General features: G+C 60.6%; 18 protein-coding genes and 1 other RNA gene. 8 read left to right on the top strand and 11 right to left on the bottom strand.

The window, feature by feature from the left end:
* The first annotated feature begins 73 nt into the window (after window positions 1–73).
* From K5K95_RS18150 to K5K95_RS18125, 6 genes are all read left to right on the top strand, one after another.
* Window positions 74–2,524, top strand: a complete 2,451-nt coding sequence (locus tag K5K95_RS18150) for a heavy metal translocating P-type ATPase (protein ID WP_222585436.1) — start codon at window positions 74–76, stop codon at window positions 2,522–2,524.
* 22 nt (window positions 2,525–2,546) lie between these two features.
* Complete coding sequence (ccoS, locus tag K5K95_RS18145) at window positions 2,547–2,765, top strand: cbb3-type cytochrome oxidase assembly protein CcoS (RefSeq protein WP_208672037.1); 219 nt, start codon at window positions 2,547–2,549, stop codon at window positions 2,763–2,765.
* On the top strand, window positions 2,758–3,441 hold the full coding sequence (locus K5K95_RS18140) for a sulfite exporter TauE/SafE family protein (protein WP_222585435.1): 684 nt from the start codon (window positions 2,758–2,760) through the stop codon (window positions 3,439–3,441). Before ccoS ends, K5K95_RS18140 begins: the two co-directional genes overlap by 8 nt.
* Before the next feature lie 203 nt (window positions 3,442–3,644).
* On the top strand, window positions 3,645–5,027 hold the full coding sequence (gene hemN / locus K5K95_RS18135; RefSeq protein WP_222590364.1) for an oxygen-independent coproporphyrinogen III oxidase: 1,383 nt from the start codon (window positions 3,645–3,647) through the stop codon (window positions 5,025–5,027).
* 152 nt (window positions 5,028–5,179) lie between these two features.
* Window positions 5,180–5,914 (top strand): fumarate/nitrate reduction transcriptional regulator Fnr, encoded by a 735-nt coding sequence (gene fnr, locus K5K95_RS18130; protein WP_222585434.1) that lies wholly within the window; start codon window positions 5,180–5,182, stop codon window positions 5,912–5,914.
* 79 nt (window positions 5,915–5,993) lie between these two features.
* On the top strand, window positions 5,994–6,542 hold the full coding sequence (locus tag K5K95_RS18125; RefSeq protein ID WP_222585433.1) for an adenine phosphoribosyltransferase: 549 nt from the start codon (window positions 5,994–5,996) through the stop codon (window positions 6,540–6,542).
* A 133-nt stretch (window positions 6,543–6,675) separates the two neighbouring features.
* Here K5K95_RS18125 and K5K95_RS18120 read toward each other — a convergent pair whose 3' ends face one another.
* The 5 genes from K5K95_RS18120 to dnaX all read right to left on the bottom strand — a co-directional run bounded on the left by K5K95_RS18120 (window position 6,676) and on the right by dnaX (window position 12,495).
* Window positions 6,676–7,824, bottom strand: coding sequence for an acyl-CoA dehydrogenase family protein (locus K5K95_RS18120; protein WP_222585432.1), 1,149 nt, complete (start codon window positions 7,822–7,824; stop codon window positions 6,676–6,678).
* 191 nt (window positions 7,825–8,015) lie between these two features.
* Window positions 8,016–8,618, bottom strand: a complete 603-nt coding sequence (recR, locus tag K5K95_RS18115) for a recombination mediator RecR (protein ID WP_208672035.1) — start codon at window positions 8,616–8,618, stop codon at window positions 8,016–8,018.
* 65 nt (window positions 8,619–8,683) lie between these two features.
* Window positions 8,684–9,718 (bottom strand): NADP-dependent oxidoreductase, encoded by a 1,035-nt coding sequence (locus K5K95_RS18110; RefSeq protein WP_222585431.1) that lies wholly within the window; start codon window positions 9,716–9,718, stop codon window positions 8,684–8,686.
* 286 nt (window positions 9,719–10,004) lie between these two features.
* Window positions 10,005–10,343: a YbaB/EbfC family nucleoid-associated protein gene (locus K5K95_RS18105; protein WP_007933349.1), complete on the bottom strand. Its 339-nt coding sequence runs from the start codon at window positions 10,341–10,343 to the stop codon at window positions 10,005–10,007.
* 67 nt (window positions 10,344–10,410) lie between these two features.
* Complete coding sequence (dnaX, locus tag K5K95_RS18100) at window positions 10,411–12,495, bottom strand: DNA polymerase III subunit gamma/tau (RefSeq protein WP_222585430.1); 2,085 nt, start codon at window positions 12,493–12,495, stop codon at window positions 10,411–10,413.
* A 143-nt stretch (window positions 12,496–12,638) separates the two neighbouring features.
* Here dnaX and K5K95_RS18095 point away from each other — a divergent pair, with 143 nt between their 5' ends.
* Entirely contained in the window at window positions 12,639–13,388 is a 750-nt protein-coding gene (locus tag K5K95_RS18095) for a substrate-binding periplasmic protein (RefSeq protein ID WP_222585429.1), read from the top strand.
* A gap of 80 nt (window positions 13,389–13,468) precedes the next feature.
* Here the strand turns inward: K5K95_RS18095 and K5K95_RS18090 are convergent, their stop codons facing one another.
* The gene (locus K5K95_RS18090) at window positions 13,469–15,169 is read right to left on the bottom strand and encodes a putative bifunctional diguanylate cyclase/phosphodiesterase (protein ID WP_222585428.1); all 1,701 of its coding nucleotides are present in this window, start codon (window positions 15,167–15,169) and stop codon (window positions 13,469–13,471) included.
* Between the two features lie 301 nt (window positions 15,170–15,470).
* Between K5K95_RS18090 and K5K95_RS18085 the strand changes: the two genes are divergently transcribed.
* Entirely contained in the window at window positions 15,471–15,785 is a 315-nt protein-coding gene (locus K5K95_RS18085; RefSeq protein ID WP_222585427.1) for a helix-turn-helix domain-containing protein, read from the top strand.
* A gap of 185 nt (window positions 15,786–15,970) precedes the next feature.
* Here the strand turns inward: K5K95_RS18085 and ffs are convergent.
* The 5 genes from ffs to smc form a co-directional block, all read right to left on the bottom strand.
* An RNA gene (gene ffs / locus K5K95_RS18080) (signal recognition particle sRNA small type) lies at window positions 15,971–16,067 on the bottom strand.
* A gap of 150 nt (window positions 16,068–16,217) precedes the next feature.
* Entirely contained in the window at window positions 16,218–17,384 is a 1,167-nt protein-coding gene (locus K5K95_RS18075; protein WP_222585426.1) for a putative zinc-binding metallopeptidase, read from the bottom strand.
* A 173-nt stretch (window positions 17,385–17,557) separates the two neighbouring features.
* Complete coding sequence (ligA, locus tag K5K95_RS18070; RefSeq protein WP_222585425.1) at window positions 17,558–19,915, bottom strand: NAD-dependent DNA ligase LigA; 2,358 nt, start codon at window positions 19,913–19,915, stop codon at window positions 17,558–17,560.
* Window positions 19,916–20,073: 158 nt separating this feature from the next.
* Window positions 20,074–20,928: a cell division protein ZipA gene (gene zipA / locus K5K95_RS18065; protein WP_222585424.1), complete on the bottom strand. Its 855-nt coding sequence runs from the start codon at window positions 20,926–20,928 to the stop codon at window positions 20,074–20,076.
* 315 nt (window positions 20,929–21,243) lie between these two features.
* Window positions 21,244–24,732 (bottom strand): chromosome segregation protein SMC, encoded by a 3,489-nt coding sequence (gene smc, locus K5K95_RS18060; protein WP_222585423.1) that lies wholly within the window; start codon window positions 24,730–24,732, stop codon window positions 21,244–21,246.

Raw genomic sequence — 24,732 nt, 5'->3', positions numbered from 1 at the left:
CGCAGAGCGTCCGGGGAGGCATTCCCACGCAGAGCGTGGGAACGATCATCGGACAACACGCTGTGAAAACCCCATGACCAGTCCACTCCCCTGCTACCACTGCGCCCTGCCCGTCCCGACCGGCAGCCGCTTCACCGCCGTGGTCCTCGGTGAAACCCGCGAGTTCTGCTGCCCGGGCTGCCAGGCCGTGGCTGAAGCCATCGTCGCCGGCGGTCTGGAAAGCTATTACCAGCATCGCAGCGAATCCTCGGCCAACCCCGAAGCCTTGCCCGTGCAGTTGGTGGATGAGCTGGCGCTGTACGACCGCGCCGACGTGCAACAACCGTTCGTGCGCCACAACGGCGAACTCGCCGAAACCACCTTGCTGATGGAAGGCATCAGTTGCGCCGCCTGCGGCTGGCTGATCGAGAAACACCTGCGCGGCTTGCCGGCGGTAGCCGAGGCGCGGTTGAACCTGTCCAATCATCGCCTGCATGTACGCTGGGCTGATGCGCAATTGCCATTGAGCCAAGTGCTCAGCGAGTTGCGCCACATCGGCTACGCCGCCCATCCCTATCAAGCCGACCGCGCCAGCGAGCAACTGGCCGCCGAAAATCGCCTGGCCCTGCGCCAACTCGGCGTGGCCGGCCTGCTGTGGTTCCAGGCGATGATGGCGACCATGGCCACCTGGCCCGAATTCAACATCGACTTGAGCCCCGAGCTGCACACCATCCTGCGCTGGGTTGCACTATTCCTCACGACGCCGATTGTGTTCTACAGCTGCGCGCCCTTTTTCAAAGGCGCCCTGCGCGACCTGCGCACCCGTCACCTGACCATGGATGTTTCGGTGTCATTGGCAATCGGCAGCGCCTACATCGCCGGGATCTGGACCTCGATCAGCGGTGTCGGCGAGTTGTATTTCGATGCGGTGGGCATGTTCGCGCTGTTCCTGCTGGCCGGACGTTACCTGGAGCGTCGCGCCCGGGAGCGCACCGCCGCCGCTACCGCGCAACTGGTCAACCTGCTGCCCGCCTCGTGCCTGCGCTTGAGCACTGATGGCCAGAGCGAGCGAATCCTGCTCAGCGAACTGCGCGTCGGCGATCAGGTGCTGGTACACCCTGGCGCGATTCTGCCGGCGGACGGCAAGATCCTCGATGGCCAGTCAAGCATCGACGAATCGCTGCTGACCGGCGAATACCTGCCGCAACCTCGAACGCTGGGCGATGCCGTCACCGCCGGTACGCTCAATGTCGAAGGCGCGCTGACCGTGCAAGTCCTCGCCCTCGGCCAAGACACGCGGCTGTCGGCCATCGTCCGCCTGCTGGACCGCGCCCAGGCCGAGAAGCCGCGCCTGGCGGAAATCGCCGACCGCGCTGCGCAATGGTTTTTGTTGCTGACCCTGATTGCCGTCGTGGCCATCGGCTTGCTCTGGTGGGAACTGGATTCGTCCCGCGCCTTCTGGATTGTCCTGGCGATGCTGGTTGCGACCTGCCCGTGCGCCTTGTCGCTGGCCACACCGACCGCCCTCACGGCCGCCACCGGCACCCTGCATAAACTGGGTTTACTGCTGACTCGCGGTCATGTGCTTGAAGGCCTGAACCAGATCGACACAGTGATTTTCGACAAGACCGGCACACTGACCGAAGGACGCCTGGCGTTGCGCTCGATCCGTCCGCTCGGCGAACTCGGCAGCGATCAATGCCTAAGCCTGGCCGCCGCGCTGGAAAACCGCTCCGAACACCCGATCGCCCGCGCCTTTGGCCGCGCGCCGCTGGCCGCCGAAGAAGTCCACAGCACACCGGGGCTGGGGCTTGAAGGGTTGGTCGGCGCGCAACGCTTGCGCATCGGTCAACCAGGTTTCGTCTGTGAGCTCAGTGGCGCTTCCGTGCCGTCGATGCCGCAGGAAGCGGGCCAATGGCTGCTGCTCGGCGACAGCCAGGGCCCCCTGGCCTGGTTTGTGCTCGACGACCGCCTGCGCGCCGACGCCCAAACGCTGGTTGACGCCTGCAAGGCCCGTGGCTGGCGCACGCTGCTGCTGTCGGGCGACACCTCGCCGATGGTCGTCAGTGTCGCCGCCGAACTGGGCATCGATGAAGCCCGGGGTGGTTTGCGCCCGGATGACAAATTGCAGGTCCTGCAACAGCTGCACAAGGAAGGCCGCAAGGTGTTGATGCTCGGTGACGGGGTCAACGACGTGCCGGTGCTGGCCGCCGCCGATATCAGCGTGGCGATGGGCTCGGCCACCGACCTGGCGAAAACCAGTGCCGATGCGGTCCTGCTCTCGAACCGCCTCGAGGCGCTGGTACAAGCCTTCAGCCTGGCGCGGCGCACCCGCCGGGTAATCATCGAGAACCTGTTGTGGGCCGGGCTGTACAATGGCCTCATGTTGCCGTTCGCCGCCCTCGGCTGGATCACGCCGATATGGGCCGCGGTCGGCATGTCCATCAGTTCGTTGACCGTGGTGCTCAATGCCCTGCGCCTGACTCGCCTGCCGAGCGCGCCTGCCAGCCGTACCACGCCAGAAACCCGTCCGCTGCCGGCCTGAGCCGCGCGGGCATGGAGTCCAGATGCCAGCTCTCTACGTGATGATCCCGGCCGCGCTGCTGATCGTGGCCATCGCCGTTTACATCTTCTTCTGGGCGGTCGACAGCGGTCAGTACGACGACCTCGACGGCCCGGCCCACAGCATTCTGTTCGACGACCAGGACCCGAACCACAAGGCCGCGGTCGACGAAGCCAGCGGTCATCCGGTCAAACCGGACGACAAGGCTCCTCCGCATGCTTGAGTTGGCGCCGCTGTTAGTGTCTGCGGTGATTCTCGGGCTGCTTGGTGGCGGGCACTGCCTGGGAATGTGCGGCGGCTTGATGGGTGCGCTGACCCTGGCGATTCCCAAGGAGCAACGCAGCCGCCGCTTTCGGCTGCTGTTGGCCTATAACCTGGGACGAATTCTCAGCTATGCCACCGCCGGACTCTTGATCGGCCTGGCAGGCTGGGCCGTGGCCAACAGCCCGGCGGCCATGTTCATGCGGGTGATCGCCGGTTTGCTGCTGATCGCCATGGGCTTGTACCTCGCCGGATGGTGGAGCGGCCTGACCCGCATCGAAAGCCTCGGTCGCGGCCTGTGGCGGCATATCCAGCCGGTCGCCAACAAACTGTTGCCCGTGTCGAGCCTGCCCCGCGCTTTGCTGCTGGGCGCGCTGTGGGGCTGGCTGCCGTGCGGACTGGTTTACAGCACCTTGCTGTGGGCCGCCAGCCAAGGCAATGCTTTGGACAGTGCACTGTTGATGCTGGCCTTCGGCCTGGGCACCTGGCCGGTGCTGCTTGCCACAGGCCTGGCGGCTGAGCGGGTCACGGCGTTGTTGCGCAAACGCAGTGTGCGGATGACCGGCGGGTTGCTGGTGATTCTGTTCGGCCTGTGGACCTTGCCGGGGCCGCATCAGCATTGGTTGATGGGGCATTAAATCGGCGGTGCCCCCATCGCGAGCAAGCTCGCTCCCACAGGGATTTACAGTGTTCACAAAACCTGTGGGAGCGAGCTTGCTCGCGATGAGGCCCTCACTGACAACAAAGATCTTGAAGCCCGTTGATGCAAATCAAGATGCCCCACCGCCCCGCGCCCTAGACTCGCTGACACTGCCAGCCTATCCGGGGGAACGCCCGCATGATGCTCGACGCCATTCGTTGGGACACTGATCTGATCCGCCGTTACGACCTGGCGGGACCGCGCTACACCTCTTACCCGACCGCCATGCAATTCGACGGACAGGTCGGCACCTTTGACCTGTTTCACGCCCTGCGCGACAGCCGCAAGGCGCTACGCCCGTTGTCGCTGTATGTGCACGTGCCGTTCTGCGCGAACATTTGCTACTACTGCGCCTGCAACAAAGTCATCACCAAAGACCGCGGCCGCGCCCTGCCGTACTTGCAGCGACTGGAGCAGGAAATCCAGCTGATCGCCTGCCACCTCGACCCCACGCAAAAAGTCGAGCAACTGCACTTTGGCGGCGGCACCCCGACCTTTCTCAGCCACGACGAACTGCGCCAGCTGATGGCCCAGTTGCGCAAACACTTCAACTTGCTGGACGACGATTCCGGCGATTACGGCATCGAGATCGACCCACGCGAAGCGGATTGGTCGACCATGGGCCTGCTCCGCGAGCTGGGCTTCAACCGGGTCAGCATTGGCCTGCAAGACCTCGATCCGGCGGTGCAACGGGCAGTCAATCGCCTGCAAAGCCTGGAAGAAACCCGCGCGGTGATCGATGCCGCCCGAACCCTGCAATTTCGCTCGATCAACATTGACCTGATCTACGGCCTGCCGAAACAGACCCCGGAGAACTTCGCGCGCACCGTCGACGAAGTCATCGCGCTGCAACCGGACCGGCTCTCGGTATTCAACTATGCGCACCTGCCGGAACGCTTCTTGCCGCAACGGCGGATCAACAGCAACGAGCTGCCGACACCGGCGCAGAAACTGGAAATGCTCCAGCGCACCATTGAACAGCTGACCGCCGCCGGTTACCGCTACATCGGCATGGACCACTTTGCGTTACCCGACGATGAGTTGGCGATTGCCCAGGAAGAATCGACCCTGCAGCGCAATTTCCAGGGCTACACCACCCACGGTCATTGCGATCTGATCGGGTTGGGCGTGTCGGCCATCAGTCAGATCGGCGACCTTTACTGCCAGAACAACAGCGACCTGAGCCAGTACCAGAGCGCTCTGGCCAGCGCTCAACTGGCGACCAGCCGTGGCCTGGTGTGCAACGCCGATGATCGCGTGCGGCGGGCGGTGATTCAGCAATTGATCTGCACGTTCAACCTCGAGTTTTCGGCGATAGAGCAGACGTTCAACATCGATTTTCGTGGCTACTTCGGGGAACTGTGGCCGCAGCTCCAGACCCTGGCCGATGACGGCTTGATCACGCTCGACAACGATCGGATCACCGTACTGCCCGCCGGACGTCTGCTGGTGCGGTCGGTGTGCATGGTGTTCGATGCCTATCTGCAACAGCACAATAACCAGCGTTTTTCCCGGGTGATCTAGTGCCTCATCGAGTCGGCAGTCATCAGGCAGACGTTGAGCGTCGAGAGAGCGCCCCGTCATCGACAAGCGACAAAACGGCGCAGGCTGGCTTGAATGTCCTCCCGTGAGTTACCCTTACGGCTTATGTGTGTTTTCCCACAAGGATTGAAGAAATGTCCGAGCCAGTAAAACTGCGTGCTCACAGCCAGGCCCATTGCAAGGACTGCAGTCTGGCCCCGCTTTGTCTGCCGCTGTCTTTGAATCTGGAAGACATGGACTCGCTGGACGAAATCGTCAAACGTGGCCGACCGCTAAAGAAAGGCGAATTTCTGTTCCGCCAGGGCGACACCTTCGACTCCGTTTATGCCGTTCGCTCCGGCGCCCTCAAGACTTTCAGTCTGAGCGATGGCGGTGAAGAACAGCTCACCGGCTTCCACCTGCCGAGCGAATTGGTCGGCCTGTCGGGCATGGACACCGAAAAGCACCCGGTGTCGGCGCAAGCCCTGGAAACCACCTCGGTGTGCGAAATTCCTTTCGAACGTCTCGATGAACTGGCCTTGCAACTGCCGCAACTGCGCCGGCAGCTGATGCGCGTGATGAGCCGCGAGATTCGTGACGATCAACAGATGATGTTGCTGCTGTCGAAGAAAACCGCCGACGAGCGCATCGCCACCTTCCTGGTCAACCTCTCGGCACGTTTCCGCGCCCGAGGCTTCTCGGCCAACCAGTTCCGCTTGAGCATGTCGCGCAACGAAATCGGCAATTACCTGGGCCTGGCCGTGGAGACCGTGTCCCGCGTATTCACGCGCTTCCAGCAGAACGAACTGATCGCCGCCGAAGGCAAGGAAATCCACATCCTCGACCCGATCCAGCTCTGTGCACTGGCCGGTGGCTCGCTCGAAGGCTGACGGTAACGAATGCGGCTGAGCGAAACGGTTCAGCCGCCGTTATACTGCGACGTTTGCAGCCTGCCAGGATTCTTCGACTATGGCCTTCGATGCCTTCGACATCAAATCCCTCATCCGCCCGGTAATCGACTTTCCGAAGCCGGGGGTGATCTTTCGCGACATCACACCTTTGTTCCAGTCCCCAACCGCCCTGCGCGTGGTAATGGACAGCTTCGCCCACCGTTATGTCGAGGCGGACTTCACCCATATCGGCGCGATGGATGCTCGCGGTTTCTTGATCGGTTCGGTGCTGGCCTATCAACTGAACAAGCCGCTCGTGCTGTTTCGCAAGCAGGGCAAACTGCCGGCCGACGTGCTGGCTGAAGGTTATGCCACCGAATACGGCGAAGCGTTCCTCGAAGTGCATGCCGACAGTTTGTGCGAAGGCGATTCGGTGGTGATGTTCGATGACCTGATCGCCACCGGCGGCACGCTGCTCGCCGCGACGAACCTGATTCGACGCATGGGCGCGCGGGTTCATGAAGCGGCGGCGATTATCGATTTGCCGGAGCTGGGTGGATCGAAGCGACTGCAAGAGATGGGGATCCCGACGTTCTGCCTGACGCAGTTTGCGTTGAGCGAGAAGTAAGCGGCGTTCTCAAGGGCCTCTTCGCGAGCAAGCCCGCTCCCACAGTGATCTACGCCGTACACAAGATGTGTATCTGACGATAATCCTGTGGGAGCGGGCTTGCCCGCGATAGCGTCAGCCGCCACACCAAGGATTAGAGCCCCATCTGCTTGCTGATGATTTCGTTCATCACTTCCCGCGTCCCGCCGCCAATCGACAGAATCCGGTTATCCCGGTACAGCCGCTCCACCAGGCTCTCGCGCATATAACCCAGGCCCCCAAGGATCTGCACCGCATCCGTGGTGATCCGGTCGGCCGTGTCGGTGGCAAAGTTCTTGGCCATCGAAATCTCCTTGATCACGCTCTGCCCCGCCGCCATTTTCGCCGCCTGACGATAAGTGAACTCCCGCGACACCTCCAATGCCGTGGCCATTTCCGCAAGACGGTGTTTAAGCACCTGGAACTTGCCGATCGGCTTGCCAAACGCTTCGCGCTGACGCGCCCATTTCAGGCTTTCTTCCAGGGCCAGTTGCGCGGTCATGTTGGCCATGAGCGCCAGGGCCAGGCGTTCACTCTGGAAATTGCCCATGATGCAGGCGAATCCCATGTTCTCGGCACCGATCAAATTACCCGCCGGCACCCGGCAATCATCGAAGAACAGTTCGGCGGTGTCCGATGCCCACCACCCCATCTTCTTCAACTGGCGACCGACCGTGAATCCAGGCGTGCCTTTTTCGATCAGCAGCAGGCTGATGCCACCGAAACCTGGGTCACCCGTGCGCACCGCAACCGTGTAGAAATCGGCGCGGACACCGCTGGTGATAAAGGTTTTGCTGCCGCTGACCCGGTAGAAATCGCCTTCACGCACGGCGCGGGTTTGCAGGTTGGCGACGTCGGAGCCGCCGCTGGGTTCGGTGACTGCCAGGGCACTGATTTTCTCGCCGGACAGCACGTGCGGCACCACACGCTCGCGGACCTCGGGCTTGGCCCACTTGAGGATGGGTGGCAAGCCGATGTCCAGCGAGCCGAGACCCGCCACCAGACCGCCAGAGCCACAACGCATCAATTCTTCGCTGGCCGCGATCTTGGCGAACAGGTCGCCTTCGTGACTGCCGCCCAGGGATTCGGGGTAACCGATCCCCAAAATACCCGCCGCACCGGCCTTGAGGTAGAGCTCGCGGGGAAAGCTTTCAGCCTCTTCCCACTGGTCGATGTCCGGAAGAATCTCGCGCTCGACGAAACGTCTGACGCTGTCGCGGACCAATTGGTGGCTGGGGTCGAAGTATTCCTCAAAGGCAGGCATCGGCGAGCTCCACTGAAGGTTCAGCGAAGTTAACCGAGCGCTTGCTTGGTTTTCAAGAGGATTGTTTTGAAGCAGATGGATCGAGGCGTGCCATTCGCGAGCAAGCCCGCTCCCACACTGGATTTTCGGCGCATGCGCCCCCCCTGTGGGAGCGGGCTTGCTCGCGAAGGCGTCAGCCCAAACAACACAAATTACAAGGCAATCGGCTTACGCCCGGCAAACGAATGCGCCAACGTCCCGCCATCCACCAACTCCAGCTCACCGCCCAACGGCACGCCATGGGCAATGCGCGAGGCAATCAAACCTTTGTTGCTGAGCAACTGCGCGATGTAATGCGCCGTTGCCTCACCTTCCACGGTCGGGTTGGTGGCGAGGATGACTTCTGTGAACGTGCCCGCTTCTTCGATGCGCGTCAGCAGTTGCGGAATACCGATGGCCTCAGGTCCCAGGCCATCAAGTGGCGACAGATGCCCTTTGAGCACAAAGTAGCGACCACGGAAACCGGTCTGCTCCACCGCGTAGACATCCATCGGTCCTTCCACCACGCAGAGCAAGGTGTCGTCGCGGCGGGTGTCTGCACATTGCGGACAGAGGTCGTCTTCGGTCAGCGTGCGGCACAACCGGCAATGGCCCACCCCTTCCATGGCCTGGCTCAAGGCCTGGGCCAATCGCGAACCACCGCTGCGATCACGCTCAAGCAGTTGCAGCGCCATGCGCTGGGCGGTTTTCTGACCCACGCCCGGCAAAATTCGCAGGGCGTCGATCAGTTGGCGAATCAAAGGGCTGAAGCTCATGGGGAAACGTCCGACATAACAACGAGACGCGGTTTATACCCGCGCCTCTCTTTAGCGTCAAATACTCAGTCTTGCGCGACCCGCACCACCAGTTTGCCGAAGTTGCGTCCTTCCAGCAGTCCGATGAACGCTTGCGGTGCCTGCTCCAGGCCATCGACCACGTCTTCGCGGAATTTCACCTTGCCATCACGCACCCACGGCGCCATCGCGCTGACGAATTCCGGCTGACGATCGCCGTAGTCGTCAAACACGATGAAGCCCTGGATACGCACGCGCTTGGTCAAAAGCGTCCGTTGCAATTGCGGCAGGCGGTCCGGCCCGGTCGGTGCTTCGTGGGCGTTGTAGGAAGCGATAAGGCCACAAAGCGGAATCCGTGCCTTGGCATTGAGCAGCGGCACCACCGCATCGAATACGTTGCCGCCCACGTTTTCGTAATAAATATCGATGCCTTCGGGGCACGCTTGGGCCAGTTCTTCGGCGAAGTTCGGGCTCTTGTGGTCGACGCAGGCGTCAAAGCCCAATTCCTCGACCACATAACGGCACTTCTCCGAGCCACCCGCCACGCCAACCACACGCAGGCCTTTGATCTTGGCCACCTGGCCGACCACCGAGCCTACTGCGCCCGACGCTGCCGCCACCACCAGGGTTTCACCGGCTTTCGGCTGACCGATATCCATCAGGCCCATATACGCCGTCATGCCCGGCATGCCTAACACTCCCAGGGCCATCGACGGGCTCGGCAGCCCGGACGGCACGGGAATGATGTTGCCACCGTCGCTGATGCTGTGGCTCTGCCAGCCAGTGGAGCCGACCACCAGGTCACCTTCCTGAAATTTCGGATTCAGCGAGCGTTCGACGCGGCTGACAGCCCCACCGGTCATCACTTCGCCGATTTGCACCGGAGCGGCGTAGGACGGTGCGTCACTCATGCGACCGCGCATGTAGGGGTCCAGCGACAAGTACAGAGTCTTGAGCAAGACCTGACCGTCGGCCAGGTCCGGCAGCGCTTCGCGCTCCAGGCGAAAATTCTCCGGCGTCGGCGCGCCTACAGGCCGGGACGCCAGGACGATGCGTTGGTTCAGGGTCAGTGGGTCAGACATGGCAGCGTCTCCTTGAATGTTGAATTCGATGGTATAGGGAGCAGACCGTTGTGAGGGTGTGGCGTTCGATGTTTCTGTCTGGCACTGATCGTTCCCACGTCGAGGCGTCGAACCGTCCGCGTGGGAATGCAGCCCGGGACGCTCCGCGTCCCTTGCGAAGCGGACGCAGAGCGTCCATTGAGGCATTCCCACGCAGAGCGTGGGAACGATCAGTGTGTGCCAGAAACAAAAATGCCAGGCGCGATGCCTGGCATTTTTTGTAGCTCATCGGACGCGCCTTGGCGAATCAGAACGGCAGTTTCATACCCGGTGGCAGTTGCATGCCAGCGGTCATGCTGCCCATTTTGTCCTGGCTGTTGGCTTCGATCTTGCGCACGGCGTCGTTGACGGCGGCGGCGAACACGGCCTCCAGCATCTCCTTGTCGTCTTCGCTCAGGCCTTCGACCAGGCTTGGGTCGATGGTCACGCGCTTGACGTCGTGACGACCGGTCATCACCACGGTGACCATGTCGCCGCCGGCTTTACCGGTGACTTCAGCGTTGGCCAGTTCTTCCTGCATCTTGGCCATTTTTTCCTGCATCTGCTGCGCCTGCTTCATCAGGCCGGCCATGCCACCTTTCATCATGGGAATCACCTCAAAAGTACTTGGATTAAAACAGCGCCCGGCCCTTGAGGCCGAACGCCTTCAGTTATTAGCCCTGACTGACCAGGGCTTCGACAGGTTCAATAGTATCGTTGCGGACCACCGCACCGAACTGCTGCATCATTTGCTGGATGAACGGATCACCGTGGATCGATTCCTCCGCCTCGCGCTGACGGTTCGCACGGCGACGGGACGCGGCCTGGGCCGGCGTTTCCTGCTCGGGCTTGATCAGCTCCATGGTCAGGGTCAGGGTGCGCCCGTGAAACTGGTTCAACGCGTCGTTGAGTCGACGTTGCTGGGTCGCGTTGAACAAGGCGCTGTGGGCCGGATCCAGGTGCATCAGCCAGTGATCGCCCTCGACTGAAATCAACGTGCAGTTGGCGGCGATGCTGCCCGTCATGCCGGAGATCGGCAATTTCGGGAACATCTCCAGCCATTGCAGGGCCAGACCGGTGGCCGGCATGGCCGCGGGTTCGGGCTCAGGTTCTGGCGCCGGCTCGGCGGAGTGTTCGCTGGCCAGTTCATCAAGGTAACTGTAGGCCGAATCCAGGTCTGGCTCGATGTAATCCTCGTCCAGCGGCGGCTCGTCGTCCAGGTCCATGCCCGGCGTGGCGGCATCGACTTCGGCGACCGACGGCTCCGGTATCGGTGCAGCGGCCCATTCCGGCGCGTCCGGCACCACGCTGTCAGGTGTCGGCAATGGCATCGGCGGCAAATCAGGTTGCTCGCCGGCGGTTTCCAGAACCGGCTCGACGGCCGGTTGCTGGACGACTTCAGGCACTACCGGATCGTTCCACGGCAGATCGACCACCGCTTCGACCGCTACGGACTCAACGACGGGTTCAGGCACGACCACCGGCGCAACAGGCTCAGGCTCGGGGACCGGGACTGGAGCAACAACCGCAGCGACGGGCGCAGGCGAGACCGGTGCAACTGCCGCAGGGACTACCGGCGCAACAACAGGCGCGGCAGCCACTGAATTTGCGGAATCAACTGTGGCCTGGCTGATCCCCACTGGCTTTAGCGGTTGCCTCGGCGCATCCGCGGTGTCTGCCGGCCTGAACGCGAGCATGCGCAGCAGGACCATTTCGAAACCACCACGCGGATCTGGCGCCAGCGGCAGGTCGCGACGGCCGATCAGGCCCATTTGGTAGTAGAACTGCACGTCTTCGGCCGGCAGTGCCTGAGCGAGTGCCAGCACCCGATCGCGGTCGCCGTGACCGTTGTCGACACCTTCAGGCAGGGCCTGGGCGATGGCAACGCGGTGCAGCACGTTGAGAATTTCCGACAGCACACCGTTCCAGTCCGGGCCTTGTTCGGCCAGGTGACGGACGGCTTCGAGCAGCGCCTTGGCGTCGCCTTCGATCAACGAATGCAAAACATCGTAGACCTGACCGTGATCAAGGGTGCCCAGCATCGCCCGCACGTCAGCGGCCATGACCTTGCCTTCACCGAAGGCGATGGCCTGGTCGGTCAGGCTCATGGCGTCGCGCATCGAACCGTCGGCGGCACGGCCCAGCAGCCACAGCGCGTCATCTTCGAACGGCACGTTCTCGGCACTCAACACATGGGTCAAATGCTCGACCACCCGTTCCGGGGTCATGTTTTTCAGGGAGAACTGCAAACACCGCGAAAGAATGGTTGCAGGAAGTTTCTGCGGATCCGTCGTCGCCAGGATGAACTTGACGTAGGGCGGCGGCTCTTCAAGTGTTTTCAACAGCGCATTGAAGGAATGGCTGGAGAGCATGTGCACTTCGTCGATCAGGTAGACCTTGAAGCGCCCACGGCTCGGCGCGTACTGCACGTTGTCGAGCAGCTCGCGGGTGTCCTCGACCTTGGTCCGGCTCGCGGCGTCGATTTCGATCAGGTCGACGAAGCGGCCTTCATCGATTTCGCGGCATACAGAGCACTCGCCGCAGGGTGTCGAAGTGATACCTGTTTCACAGTTCAGGCATTTGGCAATGATGCGCGCGATGGTGGTCTTGCCGACCCCGCGCGTACCGGTAAACAGGTAGGCGTGATGCAGCCGCTGGCTGTCCAAGGCATTGATCAGAGCCTTGAGCACATGGGTCTGGCCGACCATTTCGCGGAACGAGCGCGGACGCCATTTACGTGCAAGAACCTGATAACTCATCGAAAACCGTCGCCACGAAGGAACACAAGCGGCTAATGCTAGCGGAGCAAGGCCAAAATTGCATCCGGCGCGCTCGTCTAATCTGGCTAAGATGCACTTTGGGGGCTTTTATCCACTCAGGTTTTCGTCATACCGGAGCGTTTATGCGTTTTGCCTTGGGGGCACTGCTGTGGATAAGTCTGAACGTCGCCGCCGCCGAGCCGCCGTTGCGTTTTGTAATACCCGACAGCTGGGCGATGCCGATGGTGCAACTGGACCACGGTCGCCCGACCCAGGGCATTCTGTATGACGTGATGCTCAGTCTTGCGACCCAGGTCGGCGTCCCGGCCGAATTTCATGTCCTGCCCCGGACACGTGTGCAAAACGCCATGGAACACGGCGAAGTCGATGTCCGCTGCTATGCCGCGCAGTCCTGGCAGCCCAATCAGTCCGGCGATTATATCTGGAGCATTCCGCTCTGGACTCAGCCCGACGTGCTGATCACCCGGCAGACCCCACCGAGCGCCGTAATCGCGGCGGACTTGCCGCGGCAATCCATCGGCACGGTGCTCGGCTACAGCTACCCGACTCTGCAACCGCTGTTCGACGCCGACCGATTGCAGCGCGAGGACGCGCGCAGTCAGGAACAAGTGCTGGAAAAACTCCACGCCGGACGCTATCGCTACGCCGTGAGCAATCAATGGACGCTGGACTGGTTCAATCAGCGGTTGTTGCCCGAACGGCAACTCAAAAGCGTGGCGGTGCTGCAGGAGCAGCGTGTCGGCTGCTATGTGCGCAACGACCCCAAGGTGCCAGTGCAACGGATCCTGCGCACATTGCTGCGGATGAAAATGTCGGGAGAGATCGATGACATCATCCGGCTTTATATAGGCGGCGAACCCGGTACGCTCTAGACGAATCTTCCGATCAACGCGGCGCGTTGTGGGAGCGAGCTTGCTCGCTCCCACAAGAGATCAGTGTTGGCCAGCAAACTTCAGCCAACCTGATCCAGCGCCTGCCATCGCGCGGGCGCGACGAACTTCGCAACCCAATCCGGCACATCGGCGGGCGGCATTGGCCGGGCGATGAAATAGCCTTGGGCAACTTCACACCCCAGCCGCAGCAGCAGTTCACCGTGCTCGATACTTTCCAGCCCTTCAGCGATCACCTGCCGGCCAAACGCCCGTGCCAGACCGATCACAGCCGTGGTCAGGGCCAGGTCGTCGCGATCCTCAAGAATGTCGCGCACAAACGATTTATCGATCTTGATGGTTTGGGTGCGCAAGCGCTTGAGGTAGCTCAGCGATGAATATCCAGTGCCAAAATCTCCCAGGGAAAACTGCACGCCGAGCGCTTGGCAGGCCTGCAAACATTCGCTGACATGCTGGATGTTTTCGATCGCGACCGACTCGACGATTTCCAGATCCAGCATTTGCGGAGCGACATCCGCATGCCGGGCAAGTACATAACTGAGCCGGTCGACAAAGTCCGCACGCTGAAAATGTCGTGCCGCGATATTGATGCTGATCGGCCAGCACTGCCCCGCCTGCTGCCAGCGGCGGAGCTGCGACAGCACCTGATCCATCACCCATTCGCCGATGTCGATGATCAGGTCCGTCTCTTCCACCACAGGCAAAAAATCCCGGGCCGGCACCATGCCGTTCTCAGGGTGCTGCCAGCGCAACAGCGCCTCGAAACCCACCACTACGCCCAGGCGCATATTGACCTTCGGTTGAAAATGCAGGCACAGCTCATCGGCGGCCAGCGCCTGGCGCACCCGCTCGACCGTCTGGTGGGTGACTTTGACTTCCTGATCCCTGGACACATCGAACAGATGAAAACGGTTGCGACCGCGCTGCTTGGCCACGTACATGGCCTGATCGGCGTGACGCAGCAAGGTTTCGGCATCCTCGTTATCGAGGGGAAACAGAGTGACGCCGATGCTGGCGAACACATTGATGTCCTTGCCATGCAGCGTGTATGGCGCCGAGATCGCTCCCAGCACCCGGTTCAGTGCCGCGCGCAACTCCGTCAGATCACGCACATAACGCAACACCAGCACGAACTCGTCACCGGCCAACCGCGCCACCACATCTTCGGCACGCACGATCTGGCGCAGACGCTTGGCCACTTCAACCAGCAACTGATCGCCACTGGCGTGACCGTAGCCGTCGTTGACTGCCTTGAACCCGTCGAGGTCGAGCATGCACACGGCCAACGGGATGTTTTCCTGACGGGAAAACTCCAGCGCCTGATCCAGCAAGTCTGAAAGAAACGCACGATTGGGCAGCCCGGTCAGCACGTCGTGCCCGACCCGCCATTGCAGGGTGTGCAGCAACTGGCGTTTTTCGCTGACATCGAAACGAATCGACAGGTATCGGTCAACGCGCCCGGTGGCATCGTCGAGTACCGGCACCATGGTACTGTCGACCCAATACAGGCTGCCGTCCTTTGCCCGATTGCAGATCTCGCCCTTCCAGACGTTGCCCAGCGCGATGGTGCGCCACATCGTCGCGAAGAAGTCGGTGCCGTGCAGGCCGGAGTTGAGAAGACGGTGATTCTGACCGATCAATTCCGCACGGCTATAGCCGGACACGGCGCAAAACTGATCGTTGACGTAGGTGATCCGGCCGCTCAGGTCCGTCTCGGAAAATATGGCGGCGGCATCCACGGCCCTGCGGTATTTCTCATCCATGAATCAGGCTCGCTGTCACTAGCGGTGGGACTGCGCAGACACGTTACAACTCCATGATCAGCATTTGATGGCCTGCAGAACCTTGATCAGCCAGGCTCAAAGACCTCAAGAAACGCTGACAAAGAAGCGCAGTGCCGGCCGTTTCGCATTGCCGATTTTCTGGAAACAGGTCACCAAATACCGCTTAATGGCGGCAATTCTACGAAATGCATCACATTTTGCAAAGCAAGGTGATGGATCATGCAGTTGCCTAATGCAAAAATCTATCGTTAAGTTCTTGATTCTAAATGGGAATTGAGCGATGCACATTTCAAGTTTGGGTCCGGCCATCCGACGTTACCGCAAGGGCGCGGGGCTTACTCAGGCTGAACTCGGCGAAAAAACCGGTTTTGACCCCAAAACCATCAGCCGCTTTGAAACCGGAACCTACACGCCCAGCGTTGAAGCCTTGTTCCGGCTTGCTGATGCACTGGACGTAAAGCTCAAAGTCTTTTTTGCAGATTCAGGCGATGAAGATGAACAGCGGGCGTATTTGTTCAGTGTCATACACAAAGCAACCCCCAAGGATCTGGGAAAGCTGATCGCAGCGGTTGACCAGGCCTTGTCCAAGCCTTAGCGGCGAAAAACTGCCGCTCATGAAAAAGGAGGCTCCGTGTCTGATATAACAGGCCGGCCTCCTTTGGGTGCTCATGTGGAAAATCGGAAACGACGAAAAACCGCACCGGACAACGCCCGTGGCAGTAAAAAGTATTTTTTTAAAAGATAACGCGAGAGAAGGCTCGCGGTGCGTTATGGAGGCAACCCCACCAGCCACACCCCGGCACACAATGTTCCCGCTGTGGCTGCTTCCTTCCGGATCTGACCAGGTTCACGGGTAATCGTTGCGGGGGGACCGATGGGGTCACCATAACGACGCTCACCTGACGGCGAGCCGCGCCATTGTACCTGTCTGAGAAGAACTTACAACCGTTCGTGCGGATTAAAAAATCTGTGCTGCTTCAAGGACATGCAATACCTGCGCAACATCGAAGATTGAAGCCGCGTGCAGCTAGAGATCCTGCAGCACCTCATCCACCCTGCCGCCCTCTTCCTGGATCACCAGGTGAATGAAGTGCAGTTTGGCAATCACCGCTGGCGGCAGGACAAATGGATAGAAATCCGGCTGCCCCATGCTGCGCGACAGCTCGTTGAGCATGCCAGCCAGTTCGATCCACGCATTGACGAACGACAGGAACGCCGCACCGCCGGGATGTTGTGGATCGTAGAGGACGCTGGACGGAAACGGCTGGTAATCGAAATCCATTTCCCTCGCGCTCATGCCAAACCCCAGCGCCGTATCCACCGCATCCATCATGTGCAGATAGTGCGCCCAGGTTTCGGCCCAGTCTTCCCACGGATGCATGGTGGCGTATGCGCTGACGGCTTGTTGCTGCCAGTCGAGCGGCGCACCTTGCTGGTAATGCCGTTCGAGGGCCTCGGCGTAGCTCGCCCGCTCGTCGCCGAACAAACCGCGGAACGGTTCCAGCCAGTGACTGTTGGCGATCAGCCGGTCCCAATAATAATGCCCGACCTCATGCCGAAAATGCCCCAGCAGCGTGCGATAGGGCTCGTGCATTTGCACCCGGACCTGCTCACGATGAGCGTCGTCGGCTTCCTTGATATCGAGGGTGATCAGGCCGTTGGCGTGACCGGTGGTTGGCGCGTTGCCTTCAAGGTCGACACCAATGAAATCGAACGCCAGGCCGGTGTCTTCGTCAAGGGTTTTGGGGATGACCTGCAAACCAAGACTGATCAACTGCGCGACCAGACGACGCTTGGCGGTTTCCACCTTGCGCCAGCGTTCATGGTTTTCGGCAATCGACAGATCAGGGATGGTTCGATTCAAACTACAGGCGATGCACAACGCATCGTTATCGTTGGCCGGCAGCAGCCAGTTGCACGCCGCCGGCGAATCGAGGTTGGCGCAGCGACGGAACACTCCCGCCTCGGGATCGGCATCGAGCAACCATGTATCGGCTTGCACACCTGGTTGCAGCGAAGACAAACGACTCTGCTCCGGCTGATAACCCAACGCCGCCGAACAGGCCAGGCACTGACTGTTGCGAAAGAACAGCGACTGGCCGCAGCGGCAGTGCCAGATTTTGCTGTTACGCGAACTTTCGCCGATGAAAGGCGCGGCAATGCGTGTACTGAGCTGTTCGAAGAAGCGGTACATGACGATCTCTCCCTGGGGCTTGCCAAGACTAGATCATGAATGGCCGTCGATCGTTCCCGGTTTTTTGCGCAATACAACTATCGCCTTCGCGGGCAAGCCCGCTCCCACATTTGATCGCATTCTTACAGGGAGAACTCAGTTAAATGTGGGAGCGGGCTTGCTCGCGAATGGCATCACACCGAAATATCGTGCTGGCGCAAAAACTCGACAAACGCCTCTTCATCCAGAACCTTCAACCCCAGCTCATTGGCCTTGGCCAGCTTGGAGCCAGCCCCCGGCCCAGCCACCACGCAATGAGTCTTGGCCGATACCGAACCGGCCACTTTGGCACCCAGGCTCTCGAGCTTGTCCTTGGCGACATCGCGGCTCATCAATTCCAGCGAACCGGTCAGCACCCAGGTCTGCCCGGCCAGCGGCAATCCTTCGACGACTTTTTTCTCGCTCTGCCAATGCATGCCGAAATCGCGCAGCTGCTTTTCAGCGGCTTCAGCGAGCTGACGATTTTCAGCGACTGCAAAAAACTCGCGAACCGAATTGGCCTGCTTCTCGGGCAACGCCTGGCGCATGTCCAGCCAGTCGGCGCTCATGACCGCTTCCAGCGAACCAAACTTGTCCGCCAACTTCTGCGCACCACCCGGTCCGACCGAAGGAATGTTCAACTTGTCGAGGAAGCCGCCCAGCGTAGTGCTCGCAGCAAACTCTGCGCCCAGCTCGCCCTGATCCTGAATCTGCAGGCCATGCTTGAGTAGATCCTTGATCACCTGCTGGTTATGCGCATCTTCAAAGAAGCTGTGAATCTCGTGTGCCACTTCCAGGCCGACATCCGGCAAATACGTGAGCACTTGCGGCAATGCCTGCTGAACCCGTTCCAGCGAGCCGAGAGAGCGCGCCAGCACCTTGGCCGTCTCTTCGCCGACATCAGGAATCCCGAGGGCGTAGATAAACCGTGCAAGGCTCGGGCGCTTGCTGTCTTCAATGGCGCTGAGCAGGTTCTTGCTCGACAGCTCGGCAAAACCTTCCAGGTCGACAACCTGCTCAAACGTCAGGGCGTACAGATCGGCCGGCGAACTCACCAGGCCTTCATCGACCAACTGCTCGACGCTCTTCTCGCCCAGGCCTTCGATGTCCATGGCACGGCGCGACACGAAGTGAATGATCGCCTGCTTGAGTTGCGCACCGCAGGCCAGTCGACCGACACAACGATAGACCGCGCCTTCGCTGACGGTCTCGCGCCCCTTGCTGCGCTTGACCAGCTGCGTGCGCTCGACGTGCGAGCCGCAGACCGGACATTGTTGCGGAATCTGTACCGGCCGCGCGGTTTCCGGGCGACGCTCCATGACCACTTGCACCACTTGCGGAATCACGTCGCCTGCGCGACGGATGATCACGGTGTCGCCGATCATCAGGCCCAGGCGTGCCACTTCATCCATGTTGTGCAACGTTGCATTGGCCACGGTAACGCCGGCGACCTTGACCGGTTTCAAGCGCGCCACCGGCGTCACGGCACCGGTGCGGCCCACCTGGAATTCCACGTCGAGCAATTCGGTAAGCTCTTCCATCGCTGGAAACTTGTGCGCGATGGCCCAGCGCGGTTCGCGAGCGCGGAAACCCAGTTCACGCTGGGAGGCGATGCTGTTGACCTTGAACACCACCCCGTCGATTTCGTAGGCCAGCCCGTTACGGCGCTCACCGATGTCGCGGTAGTAATCCAGGCATTCATCGATGCCGTGCGCCAGTTTCAACTCGCGACTGATCGGCAGGCCCCATGCCTGAAGCTGTTTGAGATTACCGATGTGCGTATCGGCGATATCTTCCGACACCTGGCCGATGCCGTAGCAGCAGAACTCCAGAGGACGATTGGCGGTGATCTTCGAATCCAGCTGCCGCAAGCTGCCTGCCGCCGCGTTGCGCGGGTTGGCGAAGGTCTTGCCGCCCACTTCAAGTTGCGTGGCGTTCAGGCGTTCGAAACCGGCCTTGGACATGAACACTTCACCGCGCACTTCGAGAGTCGCGGGCCAGCCGGTGCCTTGCAGCTTGAGTGGAATATTGCGCACGGTGCGCACATTGACGCTGATGTCTTCGCCGGTGGTGCCATCGCCGCGCGTGGCGCCGCGCACCAGCACACCGTCCTGATACAACAGGCTGACCGCCAGGCCATCGAGCTTCGGCTCGCAGCTGTATTCCACCGCCGCGCCGCCGCCAAACAAGTCGCCGGCCGGCAGATCCAGGCCTTCCGTCACGCGGCGATCGAATTCGCGCATGTCGGTTTCTTCAAAGGCGTTGCCGAGGCTGAGCATCGGCACTTCATGACGCACTTGCGTGAACGCCGACAACGCCGCGCTGCCCACACGCTGGGTCGGCGAGTCGCTGGTGATCAGTTCGGGATGCGCCGCTTCAAGGGCCTTGAGTTCGTGGAACAACCGATCGTATTCGGCGTCCGGAATGCTCGGTTCATCCAGCACGTGATAGCGATAGTTGTGCTGATCAAGCTCGGCACGCAGCTCTAGAATGCGGGTTTTGGCGGCGGTCATGGGTGTTCTCTCATAAAGCAAAAGAGCAGCCGTGGCTGCTCAATCTCATTTCATCCAGATCAAGAGATCGCAGCCTCGTTTCACTCGACAGCTCCTACATTGGAATGCGTCCATCCTGTAGGAGCTGTCGAGTGCAACGAGGCTGCGATCTTTTGCCTTTATCGTTTCTGGGTCAGGGCGCGGCGTTCGAATTCAACGATGCGCTGACGGTAGTGCTCGATGGTCTGGGCGGTCAGCACGCTGCGCTGATCGTCCTTGAGTTCACCGTTCAGCTCCTGGGACAGCTTGCGTGCCGCGGCAACCATCACGTCGAAAGCCTGTTTCGGATGACGCGGACCTGGCAGACCGAGGAAAAAGCTTACGGCTGGCGTGCTGAAATGGTCGATGTCGTCCAGATCGAACACGCCCGGCTTGACCGCATTGGCCATGGAGAACAGGACTTCGCCATTGCCGGCCATGCTTTCGTGACGGTGGAAGATATCCATCTCGCCGAAACGCAGACCGCTTTCCAGAATGTTCTGCAACAACGCCGGGCCCTTGAAGCCTGCCGCATCACGGCAGATAACACTGATCACCAGCACTTCTTCGGCTTGCGGTTGTTCCTTGTCGCTGACCGAAGGCGACGATTTGCTGTCATCCGGGAAGTCATCGTCACGGCTGCTGAAGCTCGGGCCGCCATCGAGGTCCAGGCTGAGGTTCATGTCGCCCTGGGACGGCTCGCCATGGCCACGCTTGCCGCGCTTGGAACCCGATTCGCGGGGTTCCCGGGCCGGCATGCTCACGGACGGCAGATCATGCTCATCCAACTGCGGTTCTTTATGCGTATCCAGCACACGAGGCGGGCCCAACAGCTCGGCGCTGGTGTCCTCGTCCGGCAGGTTGGATAAACTTCGGTCAAGACGGAATTTCAGTTTTCCCTTGCCGCCGCGCATGCGACGCCAGCCATCGAAAAGAATACCGGCAATGACAATAATGCCGATGACGATCAGCCACTCGCGCAGACCGATTTCCATTTAATCCCGTGCCTCTATAAAAAATGCTGAAAAATAAGGGGTTTACAACTCGTAAACCGCTTTAAAACGTGGCGCCAACTCTATGTTCTGACAGGCGTTTTGCCCACGTATACGAAAAATTGACATTAAACTAGCACGACCAAAGGTAACTTTACACCGTCTGTCAAAATCGCTGCGCAAATTGTGTCGATTTGCCATCTTCATTCAACAACCCGTACAGACGCATGGCATGCGCAGCTCAAGCTAAAAGTCTCAAGCTTAAAGCCTCAAGTCACTGCTCTTGAAGCTTGAGGCTTATGGCTTCTAACTGCGCCGCTAGGCGTCCACCATCGCCATTGCCTCTTCGACATCCACCGCCACCAGACGCGAGCAACCAGGTTCGTGCATCGTCACCCCCATCAGTTGATCGGCCATTTCCATGGCGATCTTGTTGTGGGTGATGTAGATGAATTGCACCGTTTCCGACATCTCTTTAACCAAGCGTGCGTAGCGTCCCACGTTAGCGTCGTCCAGTGGTGCGTCAACTTCATCAAGCATGCAGAACGGCGCCGGATTCAATTTGAAGATGGCAAACACCAGGGCCAATGCCGTCAGGGCTTTTTCGCCACCGGAGAGCAAATGGATGGTGCTGTTCTTCTTTCCTGGCGGCTGCGCCATGATCGTTACCCCTGTATCGAGTAGATCTTCGCCCGTCAGTTCCAAATACGCGCGTCCTCCACCGAAAACTTTCGGGAAAAGAGCCTGTAAACCGCCATTGATCTGATCAAAGGTATCTTTGAAGCGGTTGCGGGTTTCCTTGTCGATCTTGCGAATCACGTTCTCGAGGGTGTCGAGTGCTTCCACCAGATCGTCGTTCTGCGCGTCCAGATAACGTTTGCGCTCGGATTGTTGCGTGTATTCGTCGATGGCCGCCAGGTTGATCGCACCGAGACGCTGAATGCGTGCGGCAATGCGTTCAAGTTCTTCCTCGGCGTCCTTCTCGTTGGCCTCGGTCGTCAGCGTGGCGAGCACGCCGTGAAGGTCGTAGCCGTCTTCCAGCAATTGATCTTCGAGGGTCTTGCGGCGCACGGTCAGGGCTTGCCATTCCATGCGCTGGGTTTCCATCTGACCCCGAATCAACTGCGACTGCTGTTCGGCCTGGTGACGGCGTTTCTCGGCGTCGCGCAGTTCGCGGTCGGCGTCTTCCAATGCGATTTGCGCGGTCTTGAGTTCTTCGTCAACGGTCATGCGCTTGTCGAGCAACTCTTCGAGTTTCAAGCGCAACTCTTCCAGTGGTGCCTCGCCCTCCTCCAGATTGAGACTCAGTTGTTCGCGTTTTTCGGTCAGGCGCTCGGACTGCATTTCCAGTCGTTCAAGTGCCTGACGTGTGGAGTCATGTTGCGCCTTGAGCGAGCCCAGACGCACCGCCAGCTGATGGGCGTGATCCTTGTGCTGCCGGGCTTCCTGACGCACGCGATCAAGTCGCTCGCGCAGGCTGTCGCGCTGGGCCAGCAGCAACTCGCGCTGCTCGGTGTCCAGCGCCATGGCGTCGAGGGCTTCCTGCAACTGCAGACGCGCCTCGCCGATGTTTTCGTGTTCCAGCGCGCGCTGCTCGGCCAGTTCGGTGAGCTCTTCATCCAAGCGTGTACGGCGCAAGGTCAGTTGCTCGGCCTTGGCTTTGCCGGCGGATAACTGCGCCTTCAACTCGCCTTGCTGACGCGCTTCGTCTTGCAGCAAACGACGCAAGTGCTCGCGACCGTTCTCCTGCTGACGCTGTTGCGCCCGCAGGTTTTGCAATTTCGTTTCGAGGGTTTCGACCGTGGCTTCGCGCTCTTCGCGCTCCTGGGTCAGACGCTGGATTTCCTGGCCACGGGCGAGCACGCCGCTTTCCGCTTCGCTGGCCCGGCGCACACGTAAAAAATGCCGGCCGACCCAGTAGCCATCGCGACTGATCAGGCTCTCACCGGCGGCCAGTGTGCCGCGCAAAGCCAAGGCCTGCTCAAGGGTGTCGACCGGTTTGACCTGACCCAACCAGGGCGACAGATCAACAGGGGCTTCAACTTTATCGAGCAGGCTGCCCGGCACCCGCACGCCATCACTGGCCGGGCTGAGCAAGCGCAAATCGCCTTGGGCAAAACCGGCCAGATCGAAGTCGCCGAAATCGTCCACCAGCACCGCTTGCAGGTCGGCGCCCAGCACGGTTTCCACCGCCAGCTCCCAACCCGCTTCGACTTTCAGGCCCTCAGCCAGGCGCGGACGGTCGGCCAGATGCTGATCGCGCAGCCATTCAGCGGTGCCGGTGCCTGGATCGAGTGCCGCTTGCTGCAACGCTTCAAGCGATGCAAGACGACCGTTGAGGCGCTGCAAGTCGCCTTGGGCCTGTTGCTGGTTTTGCAGGGCAAGCTGCAATTCCTGGCGCAGTTGCTCAAGGCGTTCGACCTGGGCTTCTTCGCTGGCTTGTAAATCTTCAAGCGTGGCCTCGGACGCGGCCAACTGCTCGCTGAGTTCCATGATCGCCGCGTCTTCCGGGTCCGCCGAGAGCAACGCACGTTCTTCGCCCAGGCGCTTCTGGCGGTCGGCCAAACGCTCCATGCTGGTTTCCAGCTGCTGGATGCGCGATTGCTGCACTTCAGACTGGCGACGCGGTTCAGCGGCGGTGAGGTTGAACGTGTCCCACTGCTCCTGCCACGCGTGCATGGTGGTTTCAGATTCTTCCAGCGCAGCGGCGGCTTCTTCGGCGGCTGCGCTAGTCACTTCCTGCTCGGGGGTGAGCATGTCCAGCTCTTCGCCGAGGGTCAGCAGCAAAGTGCGGTCGTGGCCCAAGTGAGATTCGGTTTCCAGACGCGCGCGCTCGGCTTCTTTGAGATCGTCCTGCAACTGCCGCAAACGCTGCTGGCCGTGCTGGATGCTCTGTTCGACCCGAGCGATATCGCCACCGACCGAATAGAAACGCCCCTGCACCAGATTGAAGCGTTCGGACAGGTCATGGTGCCCGTCACGCAAGCGCTCGATGGCCGCGTCGGCGTTGCGCTGCTCGGCGACCAACGCTTCGAACGTGACTTCCTGATTACCGATGATCGCTTCGCGCTGACCGACCTGTTCGTTCAATGCCTGCCAGCGCAGGGCCGACAGTTGGGCCTTGAGCTGACGCTCCTCGCCTTTGTATTCCTGATACTTCCTGGCGGCCTCGGCCTGGCGGTGCAAGCGTTCGAGCTGGCGTTCGAGTTCTTCGCGCAGATCGGTCAGGCGGGCCAGGTTTTCGTGGGTGCGGCGGATACGGTTTTCAGTCTCGCGCCGGCGCTCCTTGTATTTGGAAATGCCCGCCGCTTCTTCAATAAAGTTGCGCAGGTCTTCGGGCTTCGACTCGATCAGCTTGGAGATCATCCCCTGTTCGATAATCGAATAGCTGCGCGGGCCCAGGCCGGTGCCGAGGAAGATGTCGGTGATATCGCGGCGCCGGCACTTGGTGCCGTTGAGGTAGTAAGTAGTCTGGCTGTCGCGGGTCACTTTGCGGCGAATGGAAATTTCCGCATAGGCGGCGTATTCACCGAGCAACGTGCCGTCGGAGTTATCGAACACCAACTCGATGCTGGCCTGGCTCACCGGCTTGCGGCTGGTCGAACCGTTGAAGATGACGTCGGTCATCGACTCGCCACGCAGGTTCTTCGCCGAGCTTTCGCCCATCACCCAACGTACGGCGTCGATGATGTTCGACTTTCCGCAGCCATTGGGCCCGACGACGGCCGCCATGTTGCTGGGGAAGTTCACCGTGGTCGGGTCGACGAAGGATTTGAACCCCGCCAGCTTGATGCACTTTAGCCGCAC

Origin of the sequence: Pseudomonas sp. DR48 (assembly GCF_019823085.1) — a bacterium.
In the GTDB taxonomy this organism is placed as follows: Bacteria; Pseudomonadota; Gammaproteobacteria; order Pseudomonadales; family Pseudomonadaceae; genus Aquipseudomonas.
The sequence above is the reverse complement of the archived record's forward strand: the minus strand, read 5'-3'. Positions and strand labels throughout refer to the sequence as shown.

Excerpts from the sequence above, each read along its gene's own strand:
- K5K95_RS18150 (WP_222585436.1), top strand. The coding sequence starts at position 74 with ATGACCAGTCCACTCCCCTGCTACCACTGCGCCCTGCCCGTCCCGACC.
- ccoS (WP_208672037.1), top strand. The coding sequence starts at position 2,547 with ATGCCAGCTCTCTACGTGATGATCCCGGCCGCGCTGCTGATCGTGGCC.
- K5K95_RS18140 (WP_222585435.1), top strand. The coding sequence starts at position 2,758 with ATGCTTGAGTTGGCGCCGCTGTTAGTGTCTGCGGTGATTCTCGGGCTG.
- hemN (WP_222590364.1), top strand. The coding sequence starts at position 3,645 with ATGCTCGACGCCATTCGTTGGGACACTGATCTGATCCGCCGTTACGAC.
- fnr (WP_222585434.1), top strand. The coding sequence starts at position 5,180 with ATGTCCGAGCCAGTAAAACTGCGTGCTCACAGCCAGGCCCATTGCAAG.
- K5K95_RS18125 (WP_222585433.1), top strand. The coding sequence starts at position 5,994 with ATGGCCTTCGATGCCTTCGACATCAAATCCCTCATCCGCCCGGTAATC.
- K5K95_RS18120 (WP_222585432.1), bottom strand. The coding sequence starts at position 7,824 with ATGCCTGCCTTTGAGGAATACTTCGACCCCAGCCACCAATTGGTCCGC.
- recR (WP_208672035.1), bottom strand. The coding sequence starts at position 8,618 with ATGAGCTTCAGCCCTTTGATTCGCCAACTGATCGACGCCCTGCGAATT.
- K5K95_RS18110 (WP_222585431.1), bottom strand. The coding sequence starts at position 9,718 with ATGTCTGACCCACTGACCCTGAACCAACGCATCGTCCTGGCGTCCCGG.
- K5K95_RS18105 (WP_007933349.1), bottom strand. The coding sequence starts at position 10,343 with ATGATGAAAGGTGGCATGGCCGGCCTGATGAAGCAGGCGCAGCAGATG.
- dnaX (WP_222585430.1), bottom strand. The coding sequence starts at position 12,495 with ATGAGTTATCAGGTTCTTGCACGTAAATGGCGTCCGCGCTCGTTCCGC.
- K5K95_RS18095 (WP_222585429.1), top strand. The coding sequence starts at position 12,639 with ATGCGTTTTGCCTTGGGGGCACTGCTGTGGATAAGTCTGAACGTCGCC.
- K5K95_RS18090 (WP_222585428.1), bottom strand. The coding sequence starts at position 15,169 with ATGGATGAGAAATACCGCAGGGCCGTGGATGCCGCCGCCATATTTTCC.
- K5K95_RS18085 (WP_222585427.1), top strand. The coding sequence starts at position 15,471 with ATGCACATTTCAAGTTTGGGTCCGGCCATCCGACGTTACCGCAAGGGC.
- K5K95_RS18075 (WP_222585426.1), bottom strand. The coding sequence starts at position 17,384 with ATGTACCGCTTCTTCGAACAGCTCAGTACACGCATTGCCGCGCCTTTC.
- ligA (WP_222585425.1), bottom strand. The coding sequence starts at position 19,915 with ATGACCGCCGCCAAAACCCGCATTCTAGAGCTGCGTGCCGAGCTTGAT.
- zipA (WP_222585424.1), bottom strand. The coding sequence starts at position 20,928 with ATGGAAATCGGTCTGCGCGAGTGGCTGATCGTCATCGGCATTATTGTC.